We start from the raw sequence: 20316 nt of genomic DNA, 5'->3' as shown, positions 1-20316 counted from the left end.
TCAACTAGTCCCTGTCAATCTGTTTTGGTAGGGCTTTTTGCTTTTTTACCGGATTTGGATTTTGCAGCTGCTTTGATGTTAATTTTCCGGACCAGCTGACGCATACTGCGCCGCGTTTCCCGTCTCACATCCAGTAATATGCGAAAACGGAGCGCTTCGCCAAACATGATTAGCCCTCCGTTGATGAGCGCTAAACTATACAATCCCAATACAACCCAAGCCTGCGTGGGCTCCCCGATCCGTCGCTGATGCGCGGCTTCGCTGAGCACAGTAAGGCCAAAACTGAAAATCAACAGTCCGCATGGAGCTAATATCATCCATTTGGTGCGTGTGGACATTCTTTTGATAAGCCTTTTGCCAGGTGGTTTTGGATCAATGGATGGAATCATTTAGTATTTTTTTTCCGGGTTATGATCCTGAAAATTATTAATTTTTAGTTAATTGATTTAATGAAAGCGATCATTAGTTTAGTTTTAAGATATATTCCGCGTCCCTATCTTCAATTAATTGGCCATTGGGTTGCCCGTTTCCTCAGCATTTTTTACATGGGAAACAAAGTGGAATGTCCTGTTTGTGAGCATCATTACCGCAAATTCCTTCCTTACGGTCGCAACACTTCCAGCCGCGAGAATGCACTTTGCCCGAGTTGCTTGTCACTCGAAAGACACAGGTTAATGGGCCTTTATCTGAAAAGAAAGACAAATTTTTTCACCGCTAACCTCAAAGTCCTGCACGTTGCGCCGGAATATTGCTTCATTGATCGTTTCGAGCAGATGAAAAATCTGGATTACATTACGGCTGACATTGAATCTCCGTTAGCCAAGGTGAAAATGGACATTCATTCTATTCCTTTTCCTGAAAATACATTCGATGTCGCTTTTTGCAATCACGTGATGGAGCATGTAGATGATTACATCTTGGCAATGAGTGAATTACACCGCGTTTTAAAGCCGGGCGGATGGGCATTGATCCAGTCGCCGCAGGATATGAAATATGAGGTTACGTATGAGGACGCGACGATTACTGATCCGAAGGAAAGAGAAAAATATTTTTTACAAAACGACCATTTGCGGCTTTTTGGAAGAAACTACGGCCGGGAATTAGAAAAAGGCGGTTTTACTGTTAAGGAAGACCGATTCGTTATGGATGAGCTGACCAAGGCAGAAGTCGCGAAATATGCATTGCCCGGGGAAGAGATTGTTTATTTCTGCCAGAAAATCTGAGCGTTTTCATCAATTGCCCCGGGCTTAAGCCCGGGGCAATTGGAAGAAAACAGAAACTATTAAGATGGATATTCAATAGTCGCGCCGGTTTCCCGGTGCGATTTTTTTTCGAAAAGTCTTTTCCATCCTTCTTCCATGAAGCCGATTCCGTAGCCAAAAAGCTGAACGAAGGCTGCTGCAATGCCTAGAAAAGCGACTTCGACACTTTTAGTCTGTCTTAATGCATCAATGAAAAGCAGCGCAATGTAAGTGGCCAGACCAATCAACCCAAGATAGAAAAACGGCCTGAAGATCAGCAGCCATAATGGAATGCTGCACACGGCCAAGGTGAAAAGCAATGGGAATGTGTGAACGAGTTTTAGCTCGTCGGGATAAAACCGGGCAATGTTAATGCGGGCGCGGCCGAAAAATTTGAGTTGCCTGAAAAAAGGAATAAACTTGGTTCTACGCTTATGATAAATGAAGGCTTCCGGGATCAATGCAGAGCGAAACCCAAGTCGTAATGCACCAATGCTAAATAGGATATCCTCTCCCATCCGACTGGTGAGAAAGCCACCCGTTTTCTCCCAAACCTGCCTTGAAAGCCCCATATTGAAGCTTCTGGGATGGAATGTTCCGCCCATATTATTCTTCTTTCCACGAATCCCACCTGTCGTAAACACCGACGTCATTGAATAGCTGATCGCTTTTTGGATGGGCGTAAATGACGGATGATCTGTATCCGGGCCGCCGTATAAATCGACGTAATCCGCATTCAACTTCGCTTCAACAATTGCCAGATAGTTCGGCTCGATTAATGCATCGGAATCCAGAAGAATGAAATAATCGCCCGATGCATGCTCAAAACCATAGTTTCGAGCAAATCCTTGACCTCCGTTTTCCTTGAAAAAATATTTGATATCAAGCTTATCCTCGAATGACCGGACAACGTCATCGGCCTTCACTTTGGATCCATCCTCGACAATGATGACTTCGAAATGCTTCAAAGTCTGCCTAACCAAACATTCCAGCAATTCCTGCAACTCGTCGGGGCGGTTATAGACAGGAATGATGATGGAATATTGGCGCATAAAATTTGGAATGAAGAATGTCGGATTACAGACCCAGGATTTCTTTTAGAGATTCCTCGTTTGCCTTAATGATTTTATCTAAATGGCTGTCTTCCAATGCAGTTGACAAGAACATGCTTTCGAACTGTGATGGGCCCATGTAAATGCCACGATCCAGCATTGCATGAAAATATCTTCCAAACAACGGCAGATCCGATGATTTTGCAGACGGAAAGTCTGTTACAGGCTGTTCTGTGAAAAACAATGTATACATCGAGCCGATTTGGTTCGAATGCAGTAGTTTAAACCCAGCTTTTGCATCGAAGTCCTGAAACCAGTTGCCAGTTTTTCGCCTGAATGCTCCAGTTGCGTGTAAACTTTCGGATGCTCATCCAGATAATGCAGCATTGTAAGGCCGGCAGCCATGGCAATCGGGTTACCTGACAATGTTCCGGCCTGGTAAACCGGACCAGCAGGTGAAACTTTGTTCATAATGTCCGCACGGCCTCCATAGGCCCCGACGGCATCTCCTCCACCTATAATTTTTCCTAACGTTGTTAGATCCGGCGCAATTCCGAACCTTTCCTGCGCACCTCCCTTTGAAAGACGGAAGCCGGTCATAACCTCGTCCAGAATGAGCACGATTCCTTCTTCATCGCAAATCTTACGCAAACCTTGCAGAAAGCCTTCTTCCGGCAACACGCAACCCATGTTTCCAACAACGGGTTCGAGGATTAATGCTGCGATTGAATTCTTGTTCGCATCCACTAATGTCTGAACAGCATCTAAATCGTTAAAAGGAGCTGTTAATGTGTCATTTGCCACGCCTTTTGTCACGCCCGGACTGTCTGGCGTCCCAAACGTGACGGCTCCACTTCCGGCTGCGATCAAAAAGCTGTCCCCATGACCATGATAGCAACCTTCAAATTTGATGATCTTATCTCTTCCTGTGAATCCACGGGCCACACGAACGGCAGACATTGTCGCTTCCGTTCCGGAATTGACCATGCGCACCTTTTCAATAGCACGGCACCATGCTGGTAATCAGCTCAGCCATTTCGACTTCCCTGCGCGTCGGTGCACCAAAGGAAAAAGAATGTTGTATTGCGTCTGAAATCGGCCTTTTGGATCAATTCGTTGGCATGACCAAGAATCATCGGGCCCCTAGGAGTTGATTAACTCGATATATTCGTTATCATCCTCGTCATACACATAAGGCCCTTTTGCTGACTTAATGAAAACGGGCGAACCTCCGACCGCTCTGAAAGCTCTTACCGGAGAATTTACGCCACCAGGAATGAAATTTTGGGCTTTTTCGAAAAGCGCTTTACTTGTTGAAATGTTCATTTGAAAAGTTTTTTTACCTGTCAACCGGCGTCCATTTGGTGCCATTGTACTTCATAACAGGTGTAATCTGGTTCTCGTTTGCTTTGGTAAAATTGAATCCGGACAACAAATACTCCTTATCGCCCAACCTCGCGGATTGCAATCCATCTTGAAATTTCGTCTTTGTACTTATTCAGCATCTGCAAAAACAGCAATTGATCATATCCCTGATAAGAATAAACCGACGGAAAAGTGCTGGTTTTTGTCCAGTAATTCTTCTGAAACTGGCGAATGCTATCTTTTTCCCGGTCAACGGGATCCGTATCGATCAGATAAAGGCGCGAGCCAAAACGGCCGAGTCTGGACTGCTGCAGATTAAAGCTTGTAGAAGTGGCAATAACCGGCGTTGTCGTGAGTTTCCTGCCATTAACAACGTCCATCAGCATGGCCCCAGTGGAACCGTCCGAAGAAAACAATGCGATATGCGAAGGTTTAACAGTCTCAAATGTTGACATTTTGCTTTCCAGAAACTCACGATCTGCTCGCAATTCATCATTTCTAAAACCTTTCCGCTCTTGCTTTTCCATTCATTTGCATAAGAAAAAGCCATTGCAGAATCTTTGGCAGTGCCACCGTAATAGATCGCGGCTGACAAACCGGGCGCTTGTGATTTCATCCATTGCGCCGCTTTCTGCATTTGAAATGCGATAGAAGGATGCGCAAGATAAATATTAGAGCCTGCCTTCAAAAGATTCCCGTCCGTAGAAAGCGGATTCAGCATGACCGCACTTCAGCGGGTGATAAAGTTGGCCGTTACGTCAAATGTGCTGGGATAAAGCGGTCCGATCACCATATCAGATTGCTGAAAATTCTTATTATCCACAATCGATTCCATGGTTTTCGCATCTGAACTTACGTCATATGCCCAAAGATTTACCGTAATCCCTTCGGTTGCCAACTGCTCTTTCGCCATGGTGAGGCCTAGATAATAGTCGTAGGCAAATTGGTTCGAACGACGTTTTGCCGTGCTGAATTCATCCAAACGAAACGGCAGCAACACAGAAACATCCATGTATCCTTTGGTCCACTGGCCTTCGGATTTTAGGAATGCTGCGTTTTGGCATTTCCTCGGCAACGGCCACTTTTTCTTTCTTGCTAAACTTAAATTGCTTCTGCAACTGATCTGCAATCTGCAAATCGGTCTGCGTAGAGCTTGGCGAAGTTTCGATGAAATGGATCAGCGTCAATGCAACATCCCGGTCGTTGGAATACTGCTTTTGAAGTTCTTTGAGTTTGGAAAGATCTGTGATTGCGCCCAGGTGATGCTGTTTCAAAGCCAGAATGTCCTTGGCAAGCGACGAATCCTTGATCTTATTTAGATAATCCAGACCTTCATTGATTTGCCCGTTTTCCAATGCAATGGCGCCCAGCAAATATTGCGCATCGGCAAGCCTGTTCCATCCCGGATAGCGACTTTGCAACTGCAGAAGCATTTGTCTGCTCTCTTTATAACGCTTTAATTGGTAAGCCGAAAGCGCATAATAGTAATGTGCGTAGGCTGAATAAGGTGTTTTTGTATTGACGCTTGTCAGGGGCGAAAGTTTTTCCATCGCGGCTGCATAACGTGCTTGTTTGTAATCGCTGATCGCCGATTTATATCTTCCTTCGGCTTGTGCAATGCTTTGTGCGAAGGTCGCATTGCCCAAACCTGCAATCAGCAACATCATTAAAACAATAACTTTCATCGTAACAGTGGGTGAATATTGAGTACTGGCGGACAAATTACAAAATCCGGGCTAAGAGAGAAAAACGGGCAACATTCCCTGTTGGAAACATTGCCCTGTATAGTACGATATATTTAATCTTTTATTTCTTTTTCGCGCGTTTGTCAAGTTCAGCTTGTTTCTTTTTAGCCTCTTCTGCTGCTTGCAGCGACTGTTGCAGATACTTTTGAAACTTGGTCTGCTTCCTCTCGCCGTTCGCGTTCTTCTTTCTGTTCTCGTCCAAAATATTCCGGATCTTATCTTCATTCACAAATCTTTTGATCAAAAGCTGCTGCGCAATGGTAACAACGTTTGAAACAAAATAATAGAATGTCAAACCGGCTGGAAACGAGTTCAAGACGAACATAAACATCAAAGGCATAATGTAACCCAACACTTTCATGTTTACCGGACCCGGCTGTGTAGGCGTGATCTGGTTGTTATAATATGCGTAACCAATGCTGGATGCGGTCATCAGCACGGTAAATAAACTGATGTGATTTCCTACGCCGAAAGGAACGGTGAAAGGCAGTTTTATAAATGAATCGTAAGTCGAAAGGTCACTTGCCCAGAGGAAGGATTGCTGTCGCAGCTCGATCAAATTGGGGAAAAGGAAGAACAGTGAGAACAGGATCGGCATCGTGGCCAGGACGGGAATACAGCCACTCAGCGGGCTCACTCCTACTTCCTGATACAGCTTCATTTGATCTTGCTGCTGCTTCGCCATGTCATCCGGATTCTGGCTGCGGATCTGTTCAAGTTCCGGTGCCAGCAACCGCATTTTAGCCATACTAATGTAAGACTTGTAAGTCAGCGGCGTTAAAATCGTTTTCACAAAAAGCACCAGCAGAATGATCAGAAGACCATAATTGCTAACAAATGATTCAAGGAAATTGAAAAGCGGAACCAGGAAAAACTTGTTGATTGGCTTCAAAAATGCATATCCTAAATACACATTCTGATCAAAATTTTCTGCCTTAACCTTATCAACCAAGTGATAATCATTTGGCCCAAGGAAAAACTGATAATTCGCTTCTCCTTTTTGAATTGCAGACATTGGAATGCCAGCTGAAACGTGCATTGTTTTCACAACCGTAGAATCCGCAGGGTTAACATCCGCCCGAAGCGACACGTTACCAAACGGATGTTTCTCGGCAATCAAACCTGCGAGGAAATATTTGTGCTTGATTGTAAACCACTTAACAGGATCGGCCGTTTTCTCTTCCTCCATTGCCGTTGGGCTTGTGGGAAGGCTTTGCAGATCTTCTGTATAATAATTGATCGTCACAACCTCGCGGTTTTTGTGCATATCGTTTTCCAATTGCAGCAGGTCATTATTCCAATCCAGCTGAACCAGCTTGTCAGAAGCACCTTTTGCATTGGATTTAATGCCATAATCGATCACATAACCCGACCCGTGGACAACATAAGTCTGCTCAACAAATTGGTTATTTTTAAGAGCAACTTTATATGTTACGATCGTCGAATCCTTTGCTCCGAGTGCCTGATTCTTTGCATCCGTTGTGAAGAAAAGGTCTGTTAACCGCACATCGCCCGTTTGCGTAGGAAAGTTGATGCGGAAATTGTTGTGCTTTTCAGCGATCAAATAGAGTGGCTTCTGGTCGAATGTTTTGTATTTTTTCAACATTACTTCTTTCAGCACACCTCCTTTATTGGAGAAAACGATCCGGGTATCTTGTGTTTCAATAATCAGGTCCTCGGCGTGCAACGGGTGCAACCGCGGTTGAGTCATTAGACGAGGAGAGTGAATCTGTTGAATCCGAAACTGTTGATGAAGAAACAGAGGCTTTTGAGGGAACTTGTTTTACTTGCGCCACAGGTGTCGGTTCCACAGGTTTCGGAACCAGAATCTGGTAGCCAATCAGCATTAGCATGATTAGTACTAAGCCGATGATAAAATTTTTATCCATTATTTACTTAAAATGATTGAAATAGTATACCCGTCACGGGACGGCAAAGGTAATAAGTTTTTTCCTTATCGGCCTTTTTTGTGATCAGTGGATTGATGTGTTCAGCGAACCGACAGACCTCTTTTCCAGCGAATAAGTAAGCGCAGCGCTCACAAAATGCACGAAAATCGGATGCGGGTTCATCACCGTGCTTTTCAATTCCGGGTGGAACTGCACGCCAATGTAGAACGGATGACTTGGCAGCTCGACCATTTCAACCAGATTGTTGTCCGGGTTAATCCCTGTCGCAATCAGTCCTTTATCCTCGAAATCTTTCAAATATTTGTTATTGAACTCATAACGGTGACGGTGACGCTCGCTAATGTTGGTTTTTCCATAAATCCGGCTAGCCAGCGATTCCTTTTTGATCTTGCAAGGATAAGCACCCAGACGCATTGTGCCGCCTTTGTTGGAAACATCCTTCTGATCTTTCATCAAGTGGATCACAGGATGATCGGTGTTAGTGTCCATTTCAACGGAATGCGCACCATTCCAGCCGATTACATTACGGGCGTACTCAATAACGGCCATTTGGCATGCCTAGACAGATTCCGAAGAAAGGAATGTTGTTCTCACGCACATATTGTATCGCTGCGATTTTTCCCTCATCCCTCTTTCCCCAAAACCGGGTGCGACCAAAACCCCATCCAGGTTTTCAAGCTTTTCAACTGCATTTTCAGCTGTCAGACTTTCGGAGTGGATCCATTCAATGTTAACCTTGCATTCGTTGGCAGCACCGGCATGAATAAATGATTCCACGATCGATTTGTACGCATCGTGCAGTTCCACATATTTTCCTACCAAACCAATGCGGATGGAATCAACCGGATTTTGTAACGAGACAAGAATGTCTTCCAGGAATCCAGGTCCACGTCTTTATCATTGTAAATATCCAGCATATACAATGCGCGCTGATCAAGCCTTTCTTTAAGCATCAGCAAAGGCACGGCGTAAATTGTGTCTGCGTCCATAGCCTCGATCACGGAGTTAACCTGAACATTACAGAAGAGCGCGATTTTTTTGCGGATATCGTAAGGAAGCGGATGCTCCGTGCGGCAAACCAGAATGTCTGGCTGGATTCCCGACTCCTGCAACATTCTTACCGAGTGTTGTGTCGGTTTTGTTTTCAGCTCGCCGGCTGAGTTCAGATAAGGGATCAATGTCAAATGGATCACGAGCGTGTCGTGTTCCTCCATTTCAAATTTAACCTGACGAACCGCTTCCAGGAACGGAAGTGACTCGATATCCCCTACGCAACCGCCGATTTCGGTAATAACGATGTCATAATCACCCGTTTGGCCCAAAAGAAGCATATTCCTTTTTAGCTCATCCGTAATGTGAGGAACCACCTGAACGGTTTTTCCAAGGAAATCGCCCCGGCGTTCTGCGGTAATGACATTGTGATAAATACGTCCTGTTGTGACGTTATTAGCCTGGGAAGTGCGAACATTTAAAAAACGTTCGTAATGTCCTAAATCCAGATCCGTTTCAGCACCGTCGTCCGTCACATAGCACTCGCCGTGCTCGTAAGGATTCATTGTACCCGGGTCAATATTCAGATATGGATCGAATTTTTGAATCGTAACAGAAAGCCCTCTGGCTTGCAGTAATTTTGCTAATGAAGAGGCAATGATTCCTTTGCCAAGTGAAGATGTAACACCGCCCGTAACGAAAATGTACTTCGCGGTCTTTCGTGCTTTGGAAGCCATAAGACGTTGCTTTTTTTCTATGATTACGGGATACAAAGATACAGGAATATTAGAAGAATCTAAGCGGACGCAATTTAAATATTTGCCGTCCAACCATTAAATAGTTGTTAATCTGGCATGTTAGCAAGCGTAAAAAATTATGCGCTCATTTTCTTCAAACGCAGTTTTACAGTGCTTTTAACCAGCATAATGACTTCATAAAATGCACAAAGTTTTTAATAAAAAAAACTACAAATTTTAATCCCTATTTTGCAGCATTCCCAACCTAAATTCAATTTAACCAAAATGAAAAAATTTCTATTTCTGCCCATTCTGCTGATGTGGCAATCACAGGCGTTTTCCCAAGCCAAGCAAGAAACTGCAAAAACCCCGCTCAAAATCATCGTTTTCGGTGCGCATCCCGACGATTGTGATCTTGGCGCCGGCGGTGTTGCTTCCATTTACTCGTCCATGGGTCACAAAGTCAAATTCGTTTCGCTTACCAATGGTGACGCGGGGCATCAGGACATTGGCGGCGGAGAACTGGCCAAACGCAGGCTTAATGAAACCAAGGAAGTCGCTAAAAGGCTGGGCATCGAATACGATGTGCTGGATAACCACGACGGCGAGCTTTTCCCAACACTTGAAAACAGGCTTGCCGTCATCAGGAAAATACGGGAGTGGAATGCTGATGTCGTTATCGCACCAAGAACCAACGATTATCACCCCGATCATCGAAACACAGGCGTGGTTGTGCAGGATGCTTCCTATCTCGTTATTGTGCCCAACATTCTTAGCAGTGTGCCTCCGTTGGTCAAAAACCCGGTGTTTCTCTACTTCCGGGATCGTTTCCAACGGCCTAACCCCTTCCGACCTGATATCGCTATCGACATTACGGAAGCCATTACTAAAAAAGTGCATGGATTGGATGCACATGTATCTCAGTTTTACGAGTGGCTTCCTTGGACAAGTGGAGAACTTGCTAATGTTCCCAAGGGTGCGGAAGACCGTAAAAAATGGCTGCTAACAGCAACTGAAAAGCGCAGTTCCATTACGCCCGAAATCAAATTGTCGATTGATAAATGGTATGGAAAAGAGCAGGCCGAGAAGATCAAATTCGTGGAGGTTTTTGAGATAACCGAATATGGAAAACAGCCTTCATCAGACGAAATCAGAAGGCTATTTCCAATGCTGCCGAAAGGAAATTGAACCAAATTTTTGACAAACTATTTCTGCAAATTTATAGAATTAAAGCCTCGTTCGAATCGCGCTAATATGACGATTACTCGAACGAGGCTTTGTTATATGCCTTGATTTCAATCAAAAAATCACGTGTTTACTACGATAACCTGTCTTTGAAGCTTTCATAGCCGAAAGTTTTAATTAATTTAAAAACCCCATCAGATCGCACTGAACCAATGGAAGGTAAGTTAACACCGTTAAATGTTGTCGTTTTCACCATGGTATAGTGTATCATGTCTTCAAATATGATTTTATCTCCAGCCTCTAATTGTTTGTCGAAGGAATAGTCGCCCATAAAGTCTCCGGCGAGGCAAGTCATGCCGCCCATGCGATAGGTTGGTTTGCCTGCAACAGGTTCCTGATGTGCGCCTGAGATCACAGGCTTATAAGGCATTTCCAAAGTGTCCGGCATGTGCGCTGCGAAGGATGTATCGAGGATAGCGACGTCGATTCCCTGACTGTCCATTACATCTAAAACTGTCGTAACCAACACGCCGGTTCTCCATGCAATTGCTGACCCCGGTTCGAGAATAACTTCAAGATTATATTTCTTCCGAATGCTGCTAACTAACTCGATTAGCTTCTCAATGTTATAACCTTCACGCGTCATTAAATGCCCGCCTCCCATGTTGAGCCACTTCGCCTGATGCAACAGATCACCAAAACGGGATTCCAGCGCTTCCAGTGTTCGCTCTAATGTATCCGACCCATTCTCACAAAGCGTGTGAAAGTGAATGCCGTCAATTCCTTTGGGCAAAATATCAGGCATCTTGTCACGCGTTAACGCCTAACCTTGATCCGGGAACACATGGGTTGTACATGTCCGTGGCAACCTCGGAATATTGCGGGTTCACGCGGATGCCGCAAGACAAGTCATGCCCCGGATTTGCCTGCTCGAACGCCTCCACCCTATCTTGAAACCTTTCCCACTGGCTTACGGAATTGAATGTAATGTGGCTGCTGCGCTCCAAAATCTCGTCAAACTCCTGATCCAGATACGCTGGCATGTAAGTGTGCGCTGGGTAACCCATGAAGTCATTGATGAGTTTCACTTCGTTCAGCGAGCTCGCTGTGGCGCCCGAAAGATATTCTTTCACGATCGGAAATGCGCTGAACATGGAAAACCCTTTGAGTGCAAGAATGATCTTGCAACCCGCAGCCTTTTGCACGGAATCGATCAGGGCCAGATTCTTGCGCAGCAGTGCTTCGTCCAGCACGAAACAAGGCGACGGGATTTGATTGTAATCGATGGGCATTTTATATAAATGAATGATGATGGATCAGCTAAAATGTATTGTTTGTCTAATTTTGTACACAAAAGTATAAGTTTGAGTTTCAATTCACGTCCAATTTTCCGTCACCTTTCAAATCCATCGTATGGCATTCCTTGTTTTAGATATTGAAATGACCGGTCCTGAGCCGGGCTGGAATGAAATAATACAGATTGGAGCAGAGCTTTTCGACGACAACTGGCGGCCGCTGGGGACTTACTTGCAAAATGTTTATCCCGAAAATGAGGAAGCGTTTTCCGTCAAATCCGAAGAAATTCATGGCCTTTCCATGGCTGACCTCGAAGATGCACCCATGATTTATGACGTTCTGCCGGAGTTTGAAACTGGGTGAAGAAACTGAATGCAGGGAAGCCTAATCTTTCCAATGTTATCATTTGCGGCCAGAGCGTCATTAACGACATCAACTTTTTGCGCTACGCTTACCGCAACGAAAAGATGAAATGGGGCTTTTCCAATAAGCTCATAGATTTGCACACAGTGTCTTATTTATTTTTTCAAATCCTGGAACGCAATGGTAAGGCCGTTCCACGCTCGTTAAGCCTGCACTCTGTGTGCCGGTTATTTCGGATTTGAACGCGAAGAAGAGACGCATAATGCACTCGAAGACGCGAGATTAACTGCAAAATGCTTAATTGAATTTTTTAAATTGATTGACAAAGTTAAATTAATATGATTGATTACAATCCGAAGGAGTGGTTTCGCTACATCTTCTATTTCCAAAAAGGCGATACGGTTCGCAAGCTGACCCCACTGATTTTGACGATAGCGGTTTACTCAACCGTTGTCGCCTATCTGCTGCTTATCCACTTCAAATTAAAAGATAACACAGATCTTAAAAACATCTCCTTAATGCACTCGCTGCTGGGATTTGTGATCTCCATGTTGCTCGTTTTCCGGACCAACACGGCCTATGACCGCTGGTGGGAAGGCAGAAAACAATGGGGTTCACTGATGAACAGCAGCCGAAATCTCGCCTTGAAATTGAACGCATTGCTCAGTGAAGACCAGGTCGCGGAACGACGCTTCTTCATGAAAATGATCCCTAACTATGCATTCGCATTGAAAAACCATTTGCGGAACAATTACAGGCCAGAAGAATTTGAGGATTCAGATCAGTTCCAAAAAACCGCTTTAAACACACACGAGCACATTCCCAATCAGATTGCGTCTGCGATCTTTGGTAAGGTTATCACATTGCAAAAGAACGGCACACTCCTGCCCGAGCACACCATTTTGCTAAACCATGAATTAGAATCCTTTACGAACATTTGCGGCGCCTGCGAGCGGATCAAGAACACCCCTATTCCGTTATCTTACAGCTCGTTTATCAAGAAATTCATCTTCATTTACTGCCTTACGCTTCCAATAGGCTATGTGTTCAGCCTGCACTTTCTGGTTGTTCCATTTGTCATGTTTGTATTTTATATCCTCGCGAGTCTTGAAGTGATTGCCGAAGAAATTGAGGATCCTTTTGGGGAAGACAGCAATGATTTACCCATGGAACGGATCTGCAATGGCATACAAACTTCCGCTCGCGCATTGCTCCAATAACCCAGATTTATTAGTGATTAATTAGAAACTCCTGAGAATTTGATTAAAATTGAAATTTTTTTTCAAACAATGTTCGGCGTTGTTGAAAACCGGTTTTTACGAAAAAAGCAAATTTTCTTTTAAATCGATTTTGACTTGAAACATATTATTGTCTTACCAACAGTCTTTGCCAAATAATTGTAGAAAATTTCACCATGTTTTCTTCAAATTCGATGTTTTAATATAAAACCGGCTGGCAAACATTTAGTCAAAAAAGTTGTTAAATTCATCAGATCCCAGTTACAGGGATGTTTTTTAAAGGCAAGTTAAACCACTACAATCATGGATAAGAAAGCTTTTTTGTCTACCATCATATTTGCCGCCAGTACGCTGGTATTTAATGTAAATGCCCAGTCGATCGTTGACCCGGGCGTTTCAACGCATAATTACAAGCACCCGAATAAGGCTTCACAGGCGAAAGCCAAACGCGGTAACTCCGTTGCTGTTTACAATCTTAAAACAGTTGAGAATTATAGTAAGCAGCAACACCGTTATGCGAGCAGCACACCAAAGTATGCGCCAAGGCCCGTTACGCTGGTGGTTACCCGTAAATACAATGCGGAAGGGATAGAGATTAATCCGTTACTGTCGCCAAGGAATTACAAAACGCCTACAAACACAGGCAGCAGCAATAAATCCCAGGTGGCTGATTACCATAACAATTCTGACAAATCAGTTTATCCAACCGTCGATTAAGCCCGGTTGAAATTGTTAGGTCATAAAAAAATCCCGGTCGCGTACCGGGATTTTTTGTTTCAGAGCCCTGAAACATTCTTATTTTCGTTCAGCACGATTCGGAGCTTGAATCCTGCCAGGTCTGTCTTGACTTCCCTGCAAAGGCCATTTTTATAAGTATAAATTCCCTGCTTTCCGTCTGGCAATGTTACGCCATACTTTCCATCAGAGATTTTCTTCACGCCGCACATCTTGCCATATCGCTCCGAGTAGACCTCGTTTATGTTGACTGGTTCTTTGTAATAAAGACCCGTAATGGTTTCACTAATGGGCGTGTTAAAAGAAAGCTTCGGTTTGTCTTCGCCATCTTCTCCTGAAAACAAAACTTCATATCCACTCTTCGCACCACTTTTAGTCAATGTCTTTTCTTTTAAATCACCATTGACATGATGCGCACAGGTTGCGGAAACGAGCTTGCCTTGTGCGTAATTTGCCTGCGTCGCATATTTGCCCTTGTAAAACATAATCTTGAAATCAGATTCAATGCGATGCTGCTCCGTGTTGTCCTTCCCAACGTCATCGAACACTTTTAATGATCCGATGGTCCTGCCTGCGACGATTACGTCGTAGACATTTTGCGCTTTTACGGCAGCAGATGACAATATTAATATGCCGAAAACCAAAAATCCTTTAACCCTCATCTTAATCTCGTTTGCGTCTGGAATAGCACTTAGGTAATATAACTCTAAACTATTGTTCCTATTGCCCTTATTAAAGATAATCAGCCTTTTGGGATGCTAAACACCGATTTTCAAGACATCCTTTTTAGTAAGGTGGGGATTAATGAAGCATTATTCCCAACATGCGGCCATTATTAGAAATGTGATGCCCCACATCAAAATTTACCAAATTTCAGCGTCAGGTTATAGGTCACATTACTAAGATCACCATCTATCAGACCGTCTCCTTTTGCACCAAATGCCTGCCTGTAAGAAACACCAGGACTGAAACGCATCCACTTTAATAAGTTAAATTCAACTTGCACACCGGGCTCCATTAAGAAGAAGAAATTTGGATCCTGATTATCGTCATTAGCGTCCCAATCAAAGTCCCAGTCATCCACCTCCCTCCGATCGTATTGCAATGTAAATCCGGTTCCAGTTAACAAGTTAAAGTTGAAATGCACCCATTTAGTAGACGCCACAACATATTCAGTCATTAATCCGACCTGGCCATATTGATAAGTCATCTTTCTGCCAGGAAACACCTGGTTCTGAACCGGAACCGGAATGTGATTCGTTGTAGCCGCAGCGCCCAGACCGATCATGAACCGGCGATTTATAAACCAGCCCCCATAGAATCCGGGCATGTTTGCATAGCTCCCGTTTATCTTTGTAAACTTGTTTGAAAAAGCCGCATAGCCGCCTGAGCGATGAATGCCGGAACCTTTGAAGATCGTTTGGTTTTCTTGTGCAAAAGCTTTTCCCCCGGAAAGGCTCAGCAAGCAAATGGTGAGTAGTAATATGTTTTTCATGATTTCTGATTGTTTCTTTTCAGACAATTCACAAAATAACAACCCCTATCCGCCTTCGAAATATTTAGAATTTTATTTGGCCAAAGAGAAATCCAGCTGCTGGATCAGCGCAGGGTTTTCTGGCGAAAGTGTGAAATAAACGCGAACGTTTCCATTCGTCCCCTTCAACAAAAAAGTGCCTCTGAGTTGATTCTCGGCAACCATTTCCGTTGATCCAGTAATGTTTCCAGTTTTTTCTAAAACCGCATCCAGCTCCTTCTTACGATGGCCAACCGAGCGATCCGGGAAGAAATTCTCTGCAAAAATTCCGCTCGCTTCGGCGCCTTTCCAGTCAGGCAAAAGCTTTACAATCTGCTCTTTCCTTTGTTTTAAAATGGGTGAAACCGTTACAGGAAGCGGCTTCAAGCCTGCAAGTGAAATGATTGTGTCAAGGACTGCCGTGTTAATCGTTGCCATGCCTGCATAAGTCCGGTTGGCATGGGCTAAAATCCCGATGCCGTATTCAGGCAAGATTTGCCATTGACTGCCAAAGCCAGGCAGTCCGCCCGTGTGACCGATGCCCGTGCGACCTTCGCAATCTCGGCTTCAGCGCAGGCCATAGCCATATGCAGACGCCATTGCACATGCGCGGCCGCTCGGATATTTGTAGTTCGCATTTAAGCCACTGAAATTCCAGGGCATCTGCATTTCGCGCACGTCACTGCGCAGCACCGGGCCTGTTTTCCGGAGCATTTCCGGATGGCCAGGCAGACAAATGAAAGTAGCACATACTTGCTAAAATCATCAATGGAAGTGATCAAACCGCCCATTGCACCGTATGTTCCGTCGTGCCTCCAATTCCTCTTCTTTCCAAATTTCATCCTCAAAACGATAACCGTGCGCAAGTAAATTTTTAGATGCTTTTGTATATTCCCAAATGGTGCTGCTCATACCCAAAGGCTTGAAAATAACCTCATTAATGTATTGCTGATAAGGTTTTCCAGACACATTACTAATAATTTTCCCAAGCATTGCGAAACCCAGATTGCTTATACTCATAAGTAACGCCAGGAACATTCGAGGAACGTAGTTTCTTTTCTTTATCAACGCAATCAGATCTTCATCATTTGTGTCAAGCTGCCTGTCTCCCCACGGATTATCCTCGGGAAAAAGCCCGCCGCATGCGTAAGTAAATGTCGTACCGTAATGGGCGGCGCATCTTTTGTAAGCGAAGGCATCGACTTTAATTCTGGTATATATAAGTAAGCCGGATCGTCCAGTTTGAGCTTGCCTTCTTTCTCTTAATGCTAAGATTGCCATCGCTGTCACGCTTTTTGACATGGACGCAATCCGGAACAGAGAACCGGGAGAAGCCTGGGTTTTGCTCGGCAATCTCCAGATACCCGGTTGCACCGGACAACACAAGCTCACCGTTTTCTGCTACAACGCCGAATGCCAACGCAGGAAAGTGGTTCTTTTCAGCATATGCATTGTACATTTTCTCCACGACAGGAAGTGTGGCCTTGATTTTTGCGATGCGTTCACTTTTAGAATCTTGCCCAAAAGCGGTTGCAGACATTAAAATGATCAGGAGTGAAGTAACGGTTAATCTCATTCAGGAATCATGTTAGCGATACCGAAAAAGGTCAATTTACGAAATGGCTGTGGCTAATCTGCGAAAGGAAAGGTCAAAAATACCATTTCTGACTTTTGTACAACACTTGACTTTTTAATATTATTTAAAAAGTACAACAACAGTGAATTTAAATTAGCAATAAACCGTTATTTTTGCATCTGTAAGTGTTTTCAACAAAAAAAGTCATCTTTGTTTTTCACTAGACATTAAAAGTGACATCTTAGAAAAGTTATAACTTATAAATACGAATTGATAGTGCGGGAAATGTTTCTGCAAAAATTTTCACTCCTATGAATTATTCAATATTCGCCCCCTCAGATTCCCGAAAGTATTTACGCTTGGCCGTAGCCGCTTTCTTCTTTGTGCAGGGCCTTAGTTTTGCCGCATGGGCAAGCCGCATTCCGGATATCAAAAACATGCTCCACCTCACGGAGGGCGGACTCGGGAACTGTGCTGCTTGCGCTTCCGATTGGTTTAATGGCCAGCTTGCCGATCTCCGGCTGGATGGTTACGCATTACGGGAAGCAAAAAAATGGTTTTGATCGGTGCCATATTATATGCTGTAACATTGTCATTCATCGGCTTTGTAACCAGAACAGAACAACTCGTCATCGCACTTTTCGCATTTGGACTTTGGGGTAACCTCACCAACATTGCGGTTATATACACATAGCTGTGGCGGTCGAGCAGGTTTATGGCAAATCTATAATGGCCTCATTTCATGGGCTTTGGAGCTTAGCTGGTTTTGTGAGCGCCATGGTCGGTTCGTTTTTCATTTCGGTTAATATCCCTCCTCATATTCATTTCAGTGTCATTGCGTTAGCCGCATTCATTATCATTTTCACGGCTTACAAGCACACGATGCCAGACAGCGAGAAGAACGAAGGCGAAGCGCAACCAATGTTTGTAAAGCCCTGACCGCGATTTGTTAATGCTTGGTCTGATCGGGGCTTTTGTGCAATGGTCTGCGAAGGGCGCCATGTTTGAGCTGGAGTGGTGTTTGATTTCCAGGAAGCAGTTCACGTTCCGGAGTCATTAACGACCTTGGGCTATGTGGCCTTCATGGGCACCATGACAGGTGGACGTTTTGCAGGTGACTGGCTTGCTAACCGCATCGGCAGAAAGAAAATGTTGCAGATTAGCGGCTCGTTAATGGGATTGGGGACTCTGCCATTGCGGTGCTTTTCCCGGTTTTAGTTCCGGCCACTTTTGGCTTCCTTTTGGTTGGATTCGGTGAAATTCTTCCGTAGTTCCGCTTGTTTACAGCGCGGCAGGAAAATCAACAACCATGTCCGCCCGGGACGGCTTTGGCTGCTGTTTCTTCGATCAGCTTTATTGGTTTCCTTATCGGGCCTCCATCCATCGGGATTGTTGCGCAGTTTGCGGATTTGAGATGGTCGTTCGGGATCGTCGGCATCCGGCCCTCGTCGACCGCCTTCCTTTCGTCAAGAGCAAAATCGAAGATCAACTGATCACATTCAGTTATAAAAAATCGCTTCCAATGCAGAGCAAATGCTTTGAATTCGAAGCGATTTTCTTTTGTTCTTAATATCAGGCCAAAAATTGTTTTCAATAGTTTCTACTGGTCAGGATTGCACTCTGAACGTCAGTAATGTTGGCTTCATAAGCCTTATCCTCCACTTCGATCACGACCGGACCTCGGTAACGAACATCCGTCAGTGCGGCGAAAAATTCGCGCCAGTTTACATCGCCCAAGCCCGGCAGTTTCGGAGAATGATATTCCAGTGGATTGGCCATAATGCCCACGCGATCCAATTTTTGTTTGTAAATCTTCGCATCCTTTAAATGAATGTGGTGCAGCCGCTCTTTATAATCGTAAATCGGCTTGGTCACACTCATCATTTGCCAGATCATGTGCGACGGATCGTGGTTTCAATCCGAAGTATCGGGCCTTGGAATGATCTCGAACATTCTGTCCCAAACCGCAGGGCTGATCGCCAGATTTTTCCCTCCCGGCCATTCGTCGTCCGTAAAGAACATTGGACAGTTTTCAATGCCGATTTTCACATTATGCTCCTCCGCAACCTTCACAATGGCTGGCCCACACATCTGCAAATTTCGCCAGGTTATCCTTTATGCTTTTGGAAGGATCGCGACCGATAAAGGTGGTAACAACCGGAATATCCAGCTTAGCAGCACCGCGGATATCACCTCCTTAACGTGCTCAATATAATAACCGGAACGCGCTTCATCCGGATCTGACGGATTGGGATAATAGCCCAATGCAGATATAAAAATGTTGGATTGTTTGAGCGTGTGCTTAATGTTCGAAACGCGCTCAGGCGTAAGGTTGCTGACATCAATGTGCGTTACGCCCGCATATCTGCGACTGTCCGCATTGTCGGACGGCCAGCACATCATTTCAACACAAGAAAACCCGTGATCGCCTGCAAATCTGACAACGTGTTCGAAGCCAAAATCACCCAATATGGCACTGTTAAAACCTAATTTAAGCATAAGGGATCTAGTTTTTGGGGTAAACTTCACTAAAAAACCCCGGGCATTCAAGAATAGCATCCGAATCCATCCAAATTTTCTAAGGCTTCATCAATTCAGGGCACCATTGGTAATTATCGTACGGTACGAAATCCTTTTAATTTTAGTAATATTGACCTGACAAAAATCAATGAATCTTAACACTTTACAGCAATATGGCAGATTTCTGAACCGGGCATTGGAAAGAAAATACTCAGCTTTTTTATCAAGGAAGGCGAGGAACCGATTAAAAAGCAGGCGGAAGCTGTGTCGCCAGTGATAAAAGCGGCTCCGGAAGTTACCAAACCAGTTGTCGCTAATGCGATTCCAAATGCAGCCGGGACTGGCAACGTTGACAAAAAATTCGTTGAACATTTCGTAAAGTCTGCTCGAAAAAGCGAATCTCCCCGGCCCCGATTATTTTGAATACAAGCAAGCACTTCAAAATATGGAAAGCCTCGGACTGGGGAGAAGAAAAACAGTTCCAGGCTGCCTGGGCCAGTTTCAAAGCAATGGGCGGAGTAAAAAAAGGAAACGACGATTTTGAACACATCTGCCAATCAATATCTGAGCATTCTGGACAAAGACCGCAGTTCGTTTTTAAAGGATGTAGAAAAAGCGATCAAGGATCGTGTCGGCGCATTACAGGATGAAGAAAAACGGCTTGAAGAGGCAAACAAGGCTGTTATTCAGCAAATTGCAGATCTTCAAAAGAAATTGGACGACAGTAGAAAACAGGCTCGGACAGATTGCCGGCGAAGTCACCGAACAGAGCGCGAAGATCAATGCAAACAAGGATAGTTTTGAAATTACTTATCTGAGTTTTGTGGAGCAGATCAAATCGGATTTAATG

General features: G+C 44.4%; 23 protein-coding genes and 5 pseudogenes. 10 read left to right on the top strand and 18 right to left on the bottom strand.

All coding sequences use genetic code 11. The annotated features are described in order from the left end of the window. Positions 1–14: 14 nt before the first annotated feature. The gene (locus tag AC0IYG_RS16595; RefSeq protein WP_471712256.1) at positions 15–389 is read right to left on the bottom strand and encodes a hypothetical protein; all 375 of its coding nucleotides are present in this window, start codon (positions 387–389) and stop codon (positions 15–17) included. Between the two features lie 60 nt (positions 390–449). Here AC0IYG_RS16595 and AC0IYG_RS16590 point away from each other — a divergent pair, with 60 nt between their 5' ends. Then, the gene (locus AC0IYG_RS16590; protein WP_471712254.1) at positions 450–1223 is read left to right on the top strand and encodes a class I SAM-dependent methyltransferase; all 774 of its coding nucleotides are present in this window, start codon (positions 450–452) and stop codon (positions 1221–1223) included. 59 nt (positions 1224–1282) lie between these two features. On the opposite strand, the gene AC0IYG_RS16585 is transcribed toward AC0IYG_RS16590, so the two are convergent. The 7 genes and pseudogenes from AC0IYG_RS16585 to AC0IYG_RS16555 form a co-directional block, all read right to left on the bottom strand. Further along, positions 1283–2293, bottom strand: a complete 1011-nt coding sequence (locus tag AC0IYG_RS16585; protein WP_471712252.1) for a glycosyltransferase family 2 protein — start codon at positions 2291–2293, stop codon at positions 1283–1285. A 25-nt stretch (positions 2294–2318) separates the two neighbouring features. After that, positions 2319–3619: pseudogene (gene hemL, locus AC0IYG_RS16580) on the bottom strand (glutamate-1-semialdehyde 2,1-aminomutase). Between the two features lie 116 nt (positions 3620–3735). Then, complete coding sequence (locus AC0IYG_RS16575) at positions 3736–4185, bottom strand: hypothetical protein (RefSeq protein WP_471712250.1); 450 nt, start codon at positions 4183–4185, stop codon at positions 3736–3738. A 203-nt stretch (positions 4186–4388) separates the two neighbouring features. Then, positions 4389–4670 carry a hypothetical protein gene (locus AC0IYG_RS16570; RefSeq protein ID WP_471712249.1) on the bottom strand — a complete coding sequence of 94 codons (282 nt, stop codon included), beginning with the start codon at positions 4668–4670 and terminating at the stop codon, positions 4389–4391. After that, the gene (locus AC0IYG_RS16565; protein WP_471712247.1) at positions 4633–5343 is read right to left on the bottom strand and encodes a tetratricopeptide repeat protein; all 711 of its coding nucleotides are present in this window, start codon (positions 5341–5343) and stop codon (positions 4633–4635) included. The genes AC0IYG_RS16570 and AC0IYG_RS16565 overlap by 38 nt, the downstream gene beginning before the upstream one ends. A gap of 121 nt (positions 5344–5464) precedes the next feature. After that, positions 5465–7114 carry a membrane protein insertase YidC gene (gene yidC, locus AC0IYG_RS16560; RefSeq protein ID WP_471712245.1) on the bottom strand — a complete coding sequence of 550 codons (1650 nt, stop codon included), beginning with the start codon at positions 7112–7114 and terminating at the stop codon, positions 5465–5467. 262 nt (positions 7115–7376) lie between these two features. Beyond that, a pseudogene (locus AC0IYG_RS16555) lies at positions 7377–9040 on the bottom strand (CTP synthase). A 285-nt stretch (positions 9041–9325) separates the two neighbouring features. Between AC0IYG_RS16555 and AC0IYG_RS16550 the strand changes: the two are divergent. After that, complete coding sequence (locus AC0IYG_RS16550; RefSeq protein WP_471712243.1) at positions 9326–10228, top strand: PIG-L deacetylase family protein; 903 nt, start codon at positions 9326–9328, stop codon at positions 10226–10228. A gap of 130 nt (positions 10229–10358) precedes the next feature. Here AC0IYG_RS16550 and nspC read toward each other — a convergent pair. Next, positions 10359–11517 (bottom strand): annotated as a pseudogene (gene nspC / locus AC0IYG_RS16545) (carboxynorspermidine decarboxylase). A 121-nt stretch (positions 11518–11638) separates the two neighbouring features. Between nspC and AC0IYG_RS16540 the strand changes: the two are divergent. The 3 genes and pseudogenes from AC0IYG_RS16540 to AC0IYG_RS16530 all read left to right on the top strand — a co-directional run bounded on the left by AC0IYG_RS16540 (position 11639) and on the right by AC0IYG_RS16530 (position 13839). After that, positions 11639–12226 (top strand): annotated as a pseudogene (locus tag AC0IYG_RS16540) (3'-5' exonuclease). Beyond that, a complete protein-coding gene (locus AC0IYG_RS16535; protein WP_471712241.1) occupies positions 12223–13104 on the top strand; it encodes a bestrophin family protein in 882 nt (293 codons plus the stop codon). The pseudogene AC0IYG_RS16540 and the gene AC0IYG_RS16535 overlap by 4 nt, the downstream one beginning before the upstream one ends. Positions 13105–13425: 321 nt before the next feature. Beyond that, positions 13426–13839: a hypothetical protein gene (locus AC0IYG_RS16530; RefSeq protein WP_471712239.1), complete on the top strand. Its 414-nt coding sequence runs from the start codon at positions 13426–13428 to the stop codon at positions 13837–13839. A 59-nt stretch (positions 13840–13898) separates the two neighbouring features. On the opposite strand, the gene AC0IYG_RS16525 is transcribed toward AC0IYG_RS16530, so the two are convergent. From AC0IYG_RS16525 to AC0IYG_RS16495, 7 genes are all read right to left on the bottom strand, one after another. Next, positions 13899–14519 (bottom strand): DUF6134 family protein, encoded by a 621-nt coding sequence (locus tag AC0IYG_RS16525; RefSeq protein WP_471712237.1) that lies wholly within the window; start codon positions 14517–14519, stop codon positions 13899–13901. Positions 14520–14713: 194 nt separating this feature from the next. Continuing rightward, complete coding sequence (locus tag AC0IYG_RS16520) at positions 14714–15352, bottom strand: hypothetical protein (protein ID WP_471712235.1); 639 nt, start codon at positions 15350–15352, stop codon at positions 14714–14716. 72 nt (positions 15353–15424) lie between these two features. Next, on the bottom strand, positions 15425–15862 hold the full coding sequence (locus AC0IYG_RS16515; RefSeq protein ID WP_471712233.1) for a hypothetical protein: 438 nt from the start codon (positions 15860–15862) through the stop codon (positions 15425–15427). A gap of 75 nt (positions 15863–15937) precedes the next feature. Then, the gene (locus tag AC0IYG_RS16510) at positions 15938–16084 is read right to left on the bottom strand and encodes a hypothetical protein (protein ID WP_471712232.1); all 147 of its coding nucleotides are present in this window, start codon (positions 16082–16084) and stop codon (positions 15938–15940) included. Positions 16085–16135: 51 nt separating this feature from the next. Then, the gene (locus AC0IYG_RS16505; RefSeq protein ID WP_471712230.1) at positions 16136–16390 is read right to left on the bottom strand and encodes a serine hydrolase; all 255 of its coding nucleotides are present in this window, start codon (positions 16388–16390) and stop codon (positions 16136–16138) included. A gap of 53 nt (positions 16391–16443) precedes the next feature. After that, entirely contained in the window at positions 16444–16587 is a 144-nt protein-coding gene (locus AC0IYG_RS16500; RefSeq protein WP_471712324.1) for a hypothetical protein, read from the bottom strand. Further along, a complete protein-coding gene (locus AC0IYG_RS16495) occupies positions 16575–16946 on the bottom strand; it encodes a hypothetical protein (protein WP_471712228.1) in 372 nt (123 codons plus the stop codon). The genes AC0IYG_RS16500 and AC0IYG_RS16495 overlap by 13 nt, the downstream gene beginning before the upstream one ends. 311 nt (positions 16947–17257) lie before the next feature. Here AC0IYG_RS16495 and AC0IYG_RS16490 point away from each other — a divergent pair, with 311 nt between their 5' ends. The 4 genes from AC0IYG_RS16490 (at position 17258) to AC0IYG_RS16475 (ending at position 18164) form a co-directional block, all read left to right on the top strand. Then, positions 17258–17509 carry a hypothetical protein gene (locus AC0IYG_RS16490; protein WP_471712226.1) on the top strand — a complete coding sequence of 84 codons (252 nt, stop codon included), beginning with the start codon at positions 17258–17260 and terminating at the stop codon, positions 17507–17509. Next, on the top strand, positions 17500–17640 hold the full coding sequence (locus AC0IYG_RS16485) for a hypothetical protein (protein ID WP_471712225.1): 141 nt from the start codon (positions 17500–17502) through the stop codon (positions 17638–17640). Before AC0IYG_RS16490 ends, AC0IYG_RS16485 begins: the two co-directional genes overlap by 10 nt. Positions 17641–17675: 35 nt before the next feature. After that, on the top strand, positions 17676–17885 hold the full coding sequence (locus tag AC0IYG_RS16480; protein WP_471712223.1) for a hypothetical protein: 210 nt from the start codon (positions 17676–17678) through the stop codon (positions 17883–17885). A 75-nt stretch (positions 17886–17960) separates the two neighbouring features. Then, on the top strand, positions 17961–18164 hold the full coding sequence (locus AC0IYG_RS16475) for a hypothetical protein (RefSeq protein WP_471712221.1): 204 nt from the start codon (positions 17961–17963) through the stop codon (positions 18162–18164). An 82-nt stretch (positions 18165–18246) separates the two neighbouring features. On the opposite strand, the gene AC0IYG_RS16470 is transcribed toward AC0IYG_RS16475, so the two are convergent. Together AC0IYG_RS16470 and AC0IYG_RS16465 are read right to left on the bottom strand one after the other, a co-directional pair. Continuing rightward, entirely contained in the window at positions 18247–18540 is a 294-nt protein-coding gene (locus AC0IYG_RS16470; protein WP_471712219.1) for a hypothetical protein, read from the bottom strand. After that, positions 18537–19445: pseudogene (locus AC0IYG_RS16465) on the bottom strand (sugar phosphate isomerase/epimerase family protein). The gene AC0IYG_RS16470 and the pseudogene AC0IYG_RS16465 overlap by 4 nt, the downstream one beginning before the upstream one ends. 561 nt (positions 19446–20006) lie before the next feature. Between AC0IYG_RS16465 and AC0IYG_RS16460 the strand changes: the two are divergent. Beyond that, on the top strand, positions 20007–20264 hold the full coding sequence (locus AC0IYG_RS16460; protein WP_471712217.1) for a hypothetical protein: 258 nt from the start codon (positions 20007–20009) through the stop codon (positions 20262–20264). Positions 20265–20316 lie beyond the last annotated feature (52 nt).

Source organism: Dyadobacter sp. AC419 (assembly GCF_979253085.1).
The sequence above is the reverse complement of the archived record's forward strand: the minus strand, read 5'-3'. Positions and strand labels throughout refer to the sequence as shown.

Bases quoted from the DNA above. Each gene is read 5' to 3' on its own strand.
- AC0IYG_RS16575 (WP_471712250.1), bottom strand. From the start codon at position 4,185: ATGGAAAAGCAAGAGCGGAAAGGTTTTAGAAATGATGAATTGCGAGCA.
- AC0IYG_RS16530 (WP_471712239.1), top strand. From the start codon at position 13,426: ATGGATAAGAAAGCTTTTTTGTCTACCATCATATTTGCCGCCAGTACG.
- AC0IYG_RS16550 (WP_471712243.1), top strand. From the start codon at position 9,326: ATGAAAAAATTTCTATTTCTGCCCATTCTGCTGATGTGGCAATCACAG.
- AC0IYG_RS16570 (WP_471712249.1), bottom strand. From the start codon at position 4,670: ATGGATGTTTCTGTGTTGCTGCCGTTTCGTTTGGATGAATTCAGCACG.
- AC0IYG_RS16510 (WP_471712232.1), bottom strand. From the start codon at position 16,084: ATGCTCCGGAAAACAGGCCCGGTGCTGCGCAGTGACGTGCGCGAAATG.
- yidC (WP_471712245.1), bottom strand. From the start codon at position 7,114: ATGACTCAACCGCGGTTGCACCCGTTGCACGCCGAGGACCTGATTATT.
- AC0IYG_RS16585 (WP_471712252.1), bottom strand. From the start codon at position 2,293: ATGCGCCAATATTCCATCATCATTCCTGTCTATAACCGCCCCGACGAG.
- AC0IYG_RS16480 (WP_471712223.1), top strand. From the start codon at position 17,676: ATGGCCTCATTTCATGGGCTTTGGAGCTTAGCTGGTTTTGTGAGCGCC.
- AC0IYG_RS16595 (WP_471712256.1), bottom strand. From the start codon at position 389: ATGATTCCATCCATTGATCCAAAACCACCTGGCAAAAGGCTTATCAAA.
- AC0IYG_RS16505 (WP_471712230.1), bottom strand. From the start codon at position 16,390: ATGAGTATAAGCAATCTGGGTTTCGCAATGCTTGGGAAAATTATTAGT.
- AC0IYG_RS16495 (WP_471712228.1), bottom strand. From the start codon at position 16,946: ATGAGATTAACCGTTACTTCACTCCTGATCATTTTAATGTCTGCAACC.
- AC0IYG_RS16535 (WP_471712241.1), top strand. From the start codon at position 12,223: ATGATTGATTACAATCCGAAGGAGTGGTTTCGCTACATCTTCTATTTC.
- AC0IYG_RS16525 (WP_471712237.1), bottom strand. From the start codon at position 14,519: ATGAGGGTTAAAGGATTTTTGGTTTTCGGCATATTAATATTGTCATCT.
- AC0IYG_RS16590 (WP_471712254.1), top strand. From the start codon at position 450: ATGAAAGCGATCATTAGTTTAGTTTTAAGATATATTCCGCGTCCCTAT.
- AC0IYG_RS16565 (WP_471712247.1), bottom strand. From the start codon at position 5,343: ATGAAAGTTATTGTTTTAATGATGTTGCTGATTGCAGGTTTGGGCAAT.
- AC0IYG_RS16520 (WP_471712235.1), bottom strand. From the start codon at position 15,352: ATGAAAAACATATTACTACTCACCATTTGCTTGCTGAGCCTTTCCGGG.
- AC0IYG_RS16485 (WP_471712225.1), top strand. From the start codon at position 17,500: ATGGTTTTGATCGGTGCCATATTATATGCTGTAACATTGTCATTCATC.
- AC0IYG_RS16490 (WP_471712226.1), top strand. From the start codon at position 17,258: ATGAATTATTCAATATTCGCCCCCTCAGATTCCCGAAAGTATTTACGC.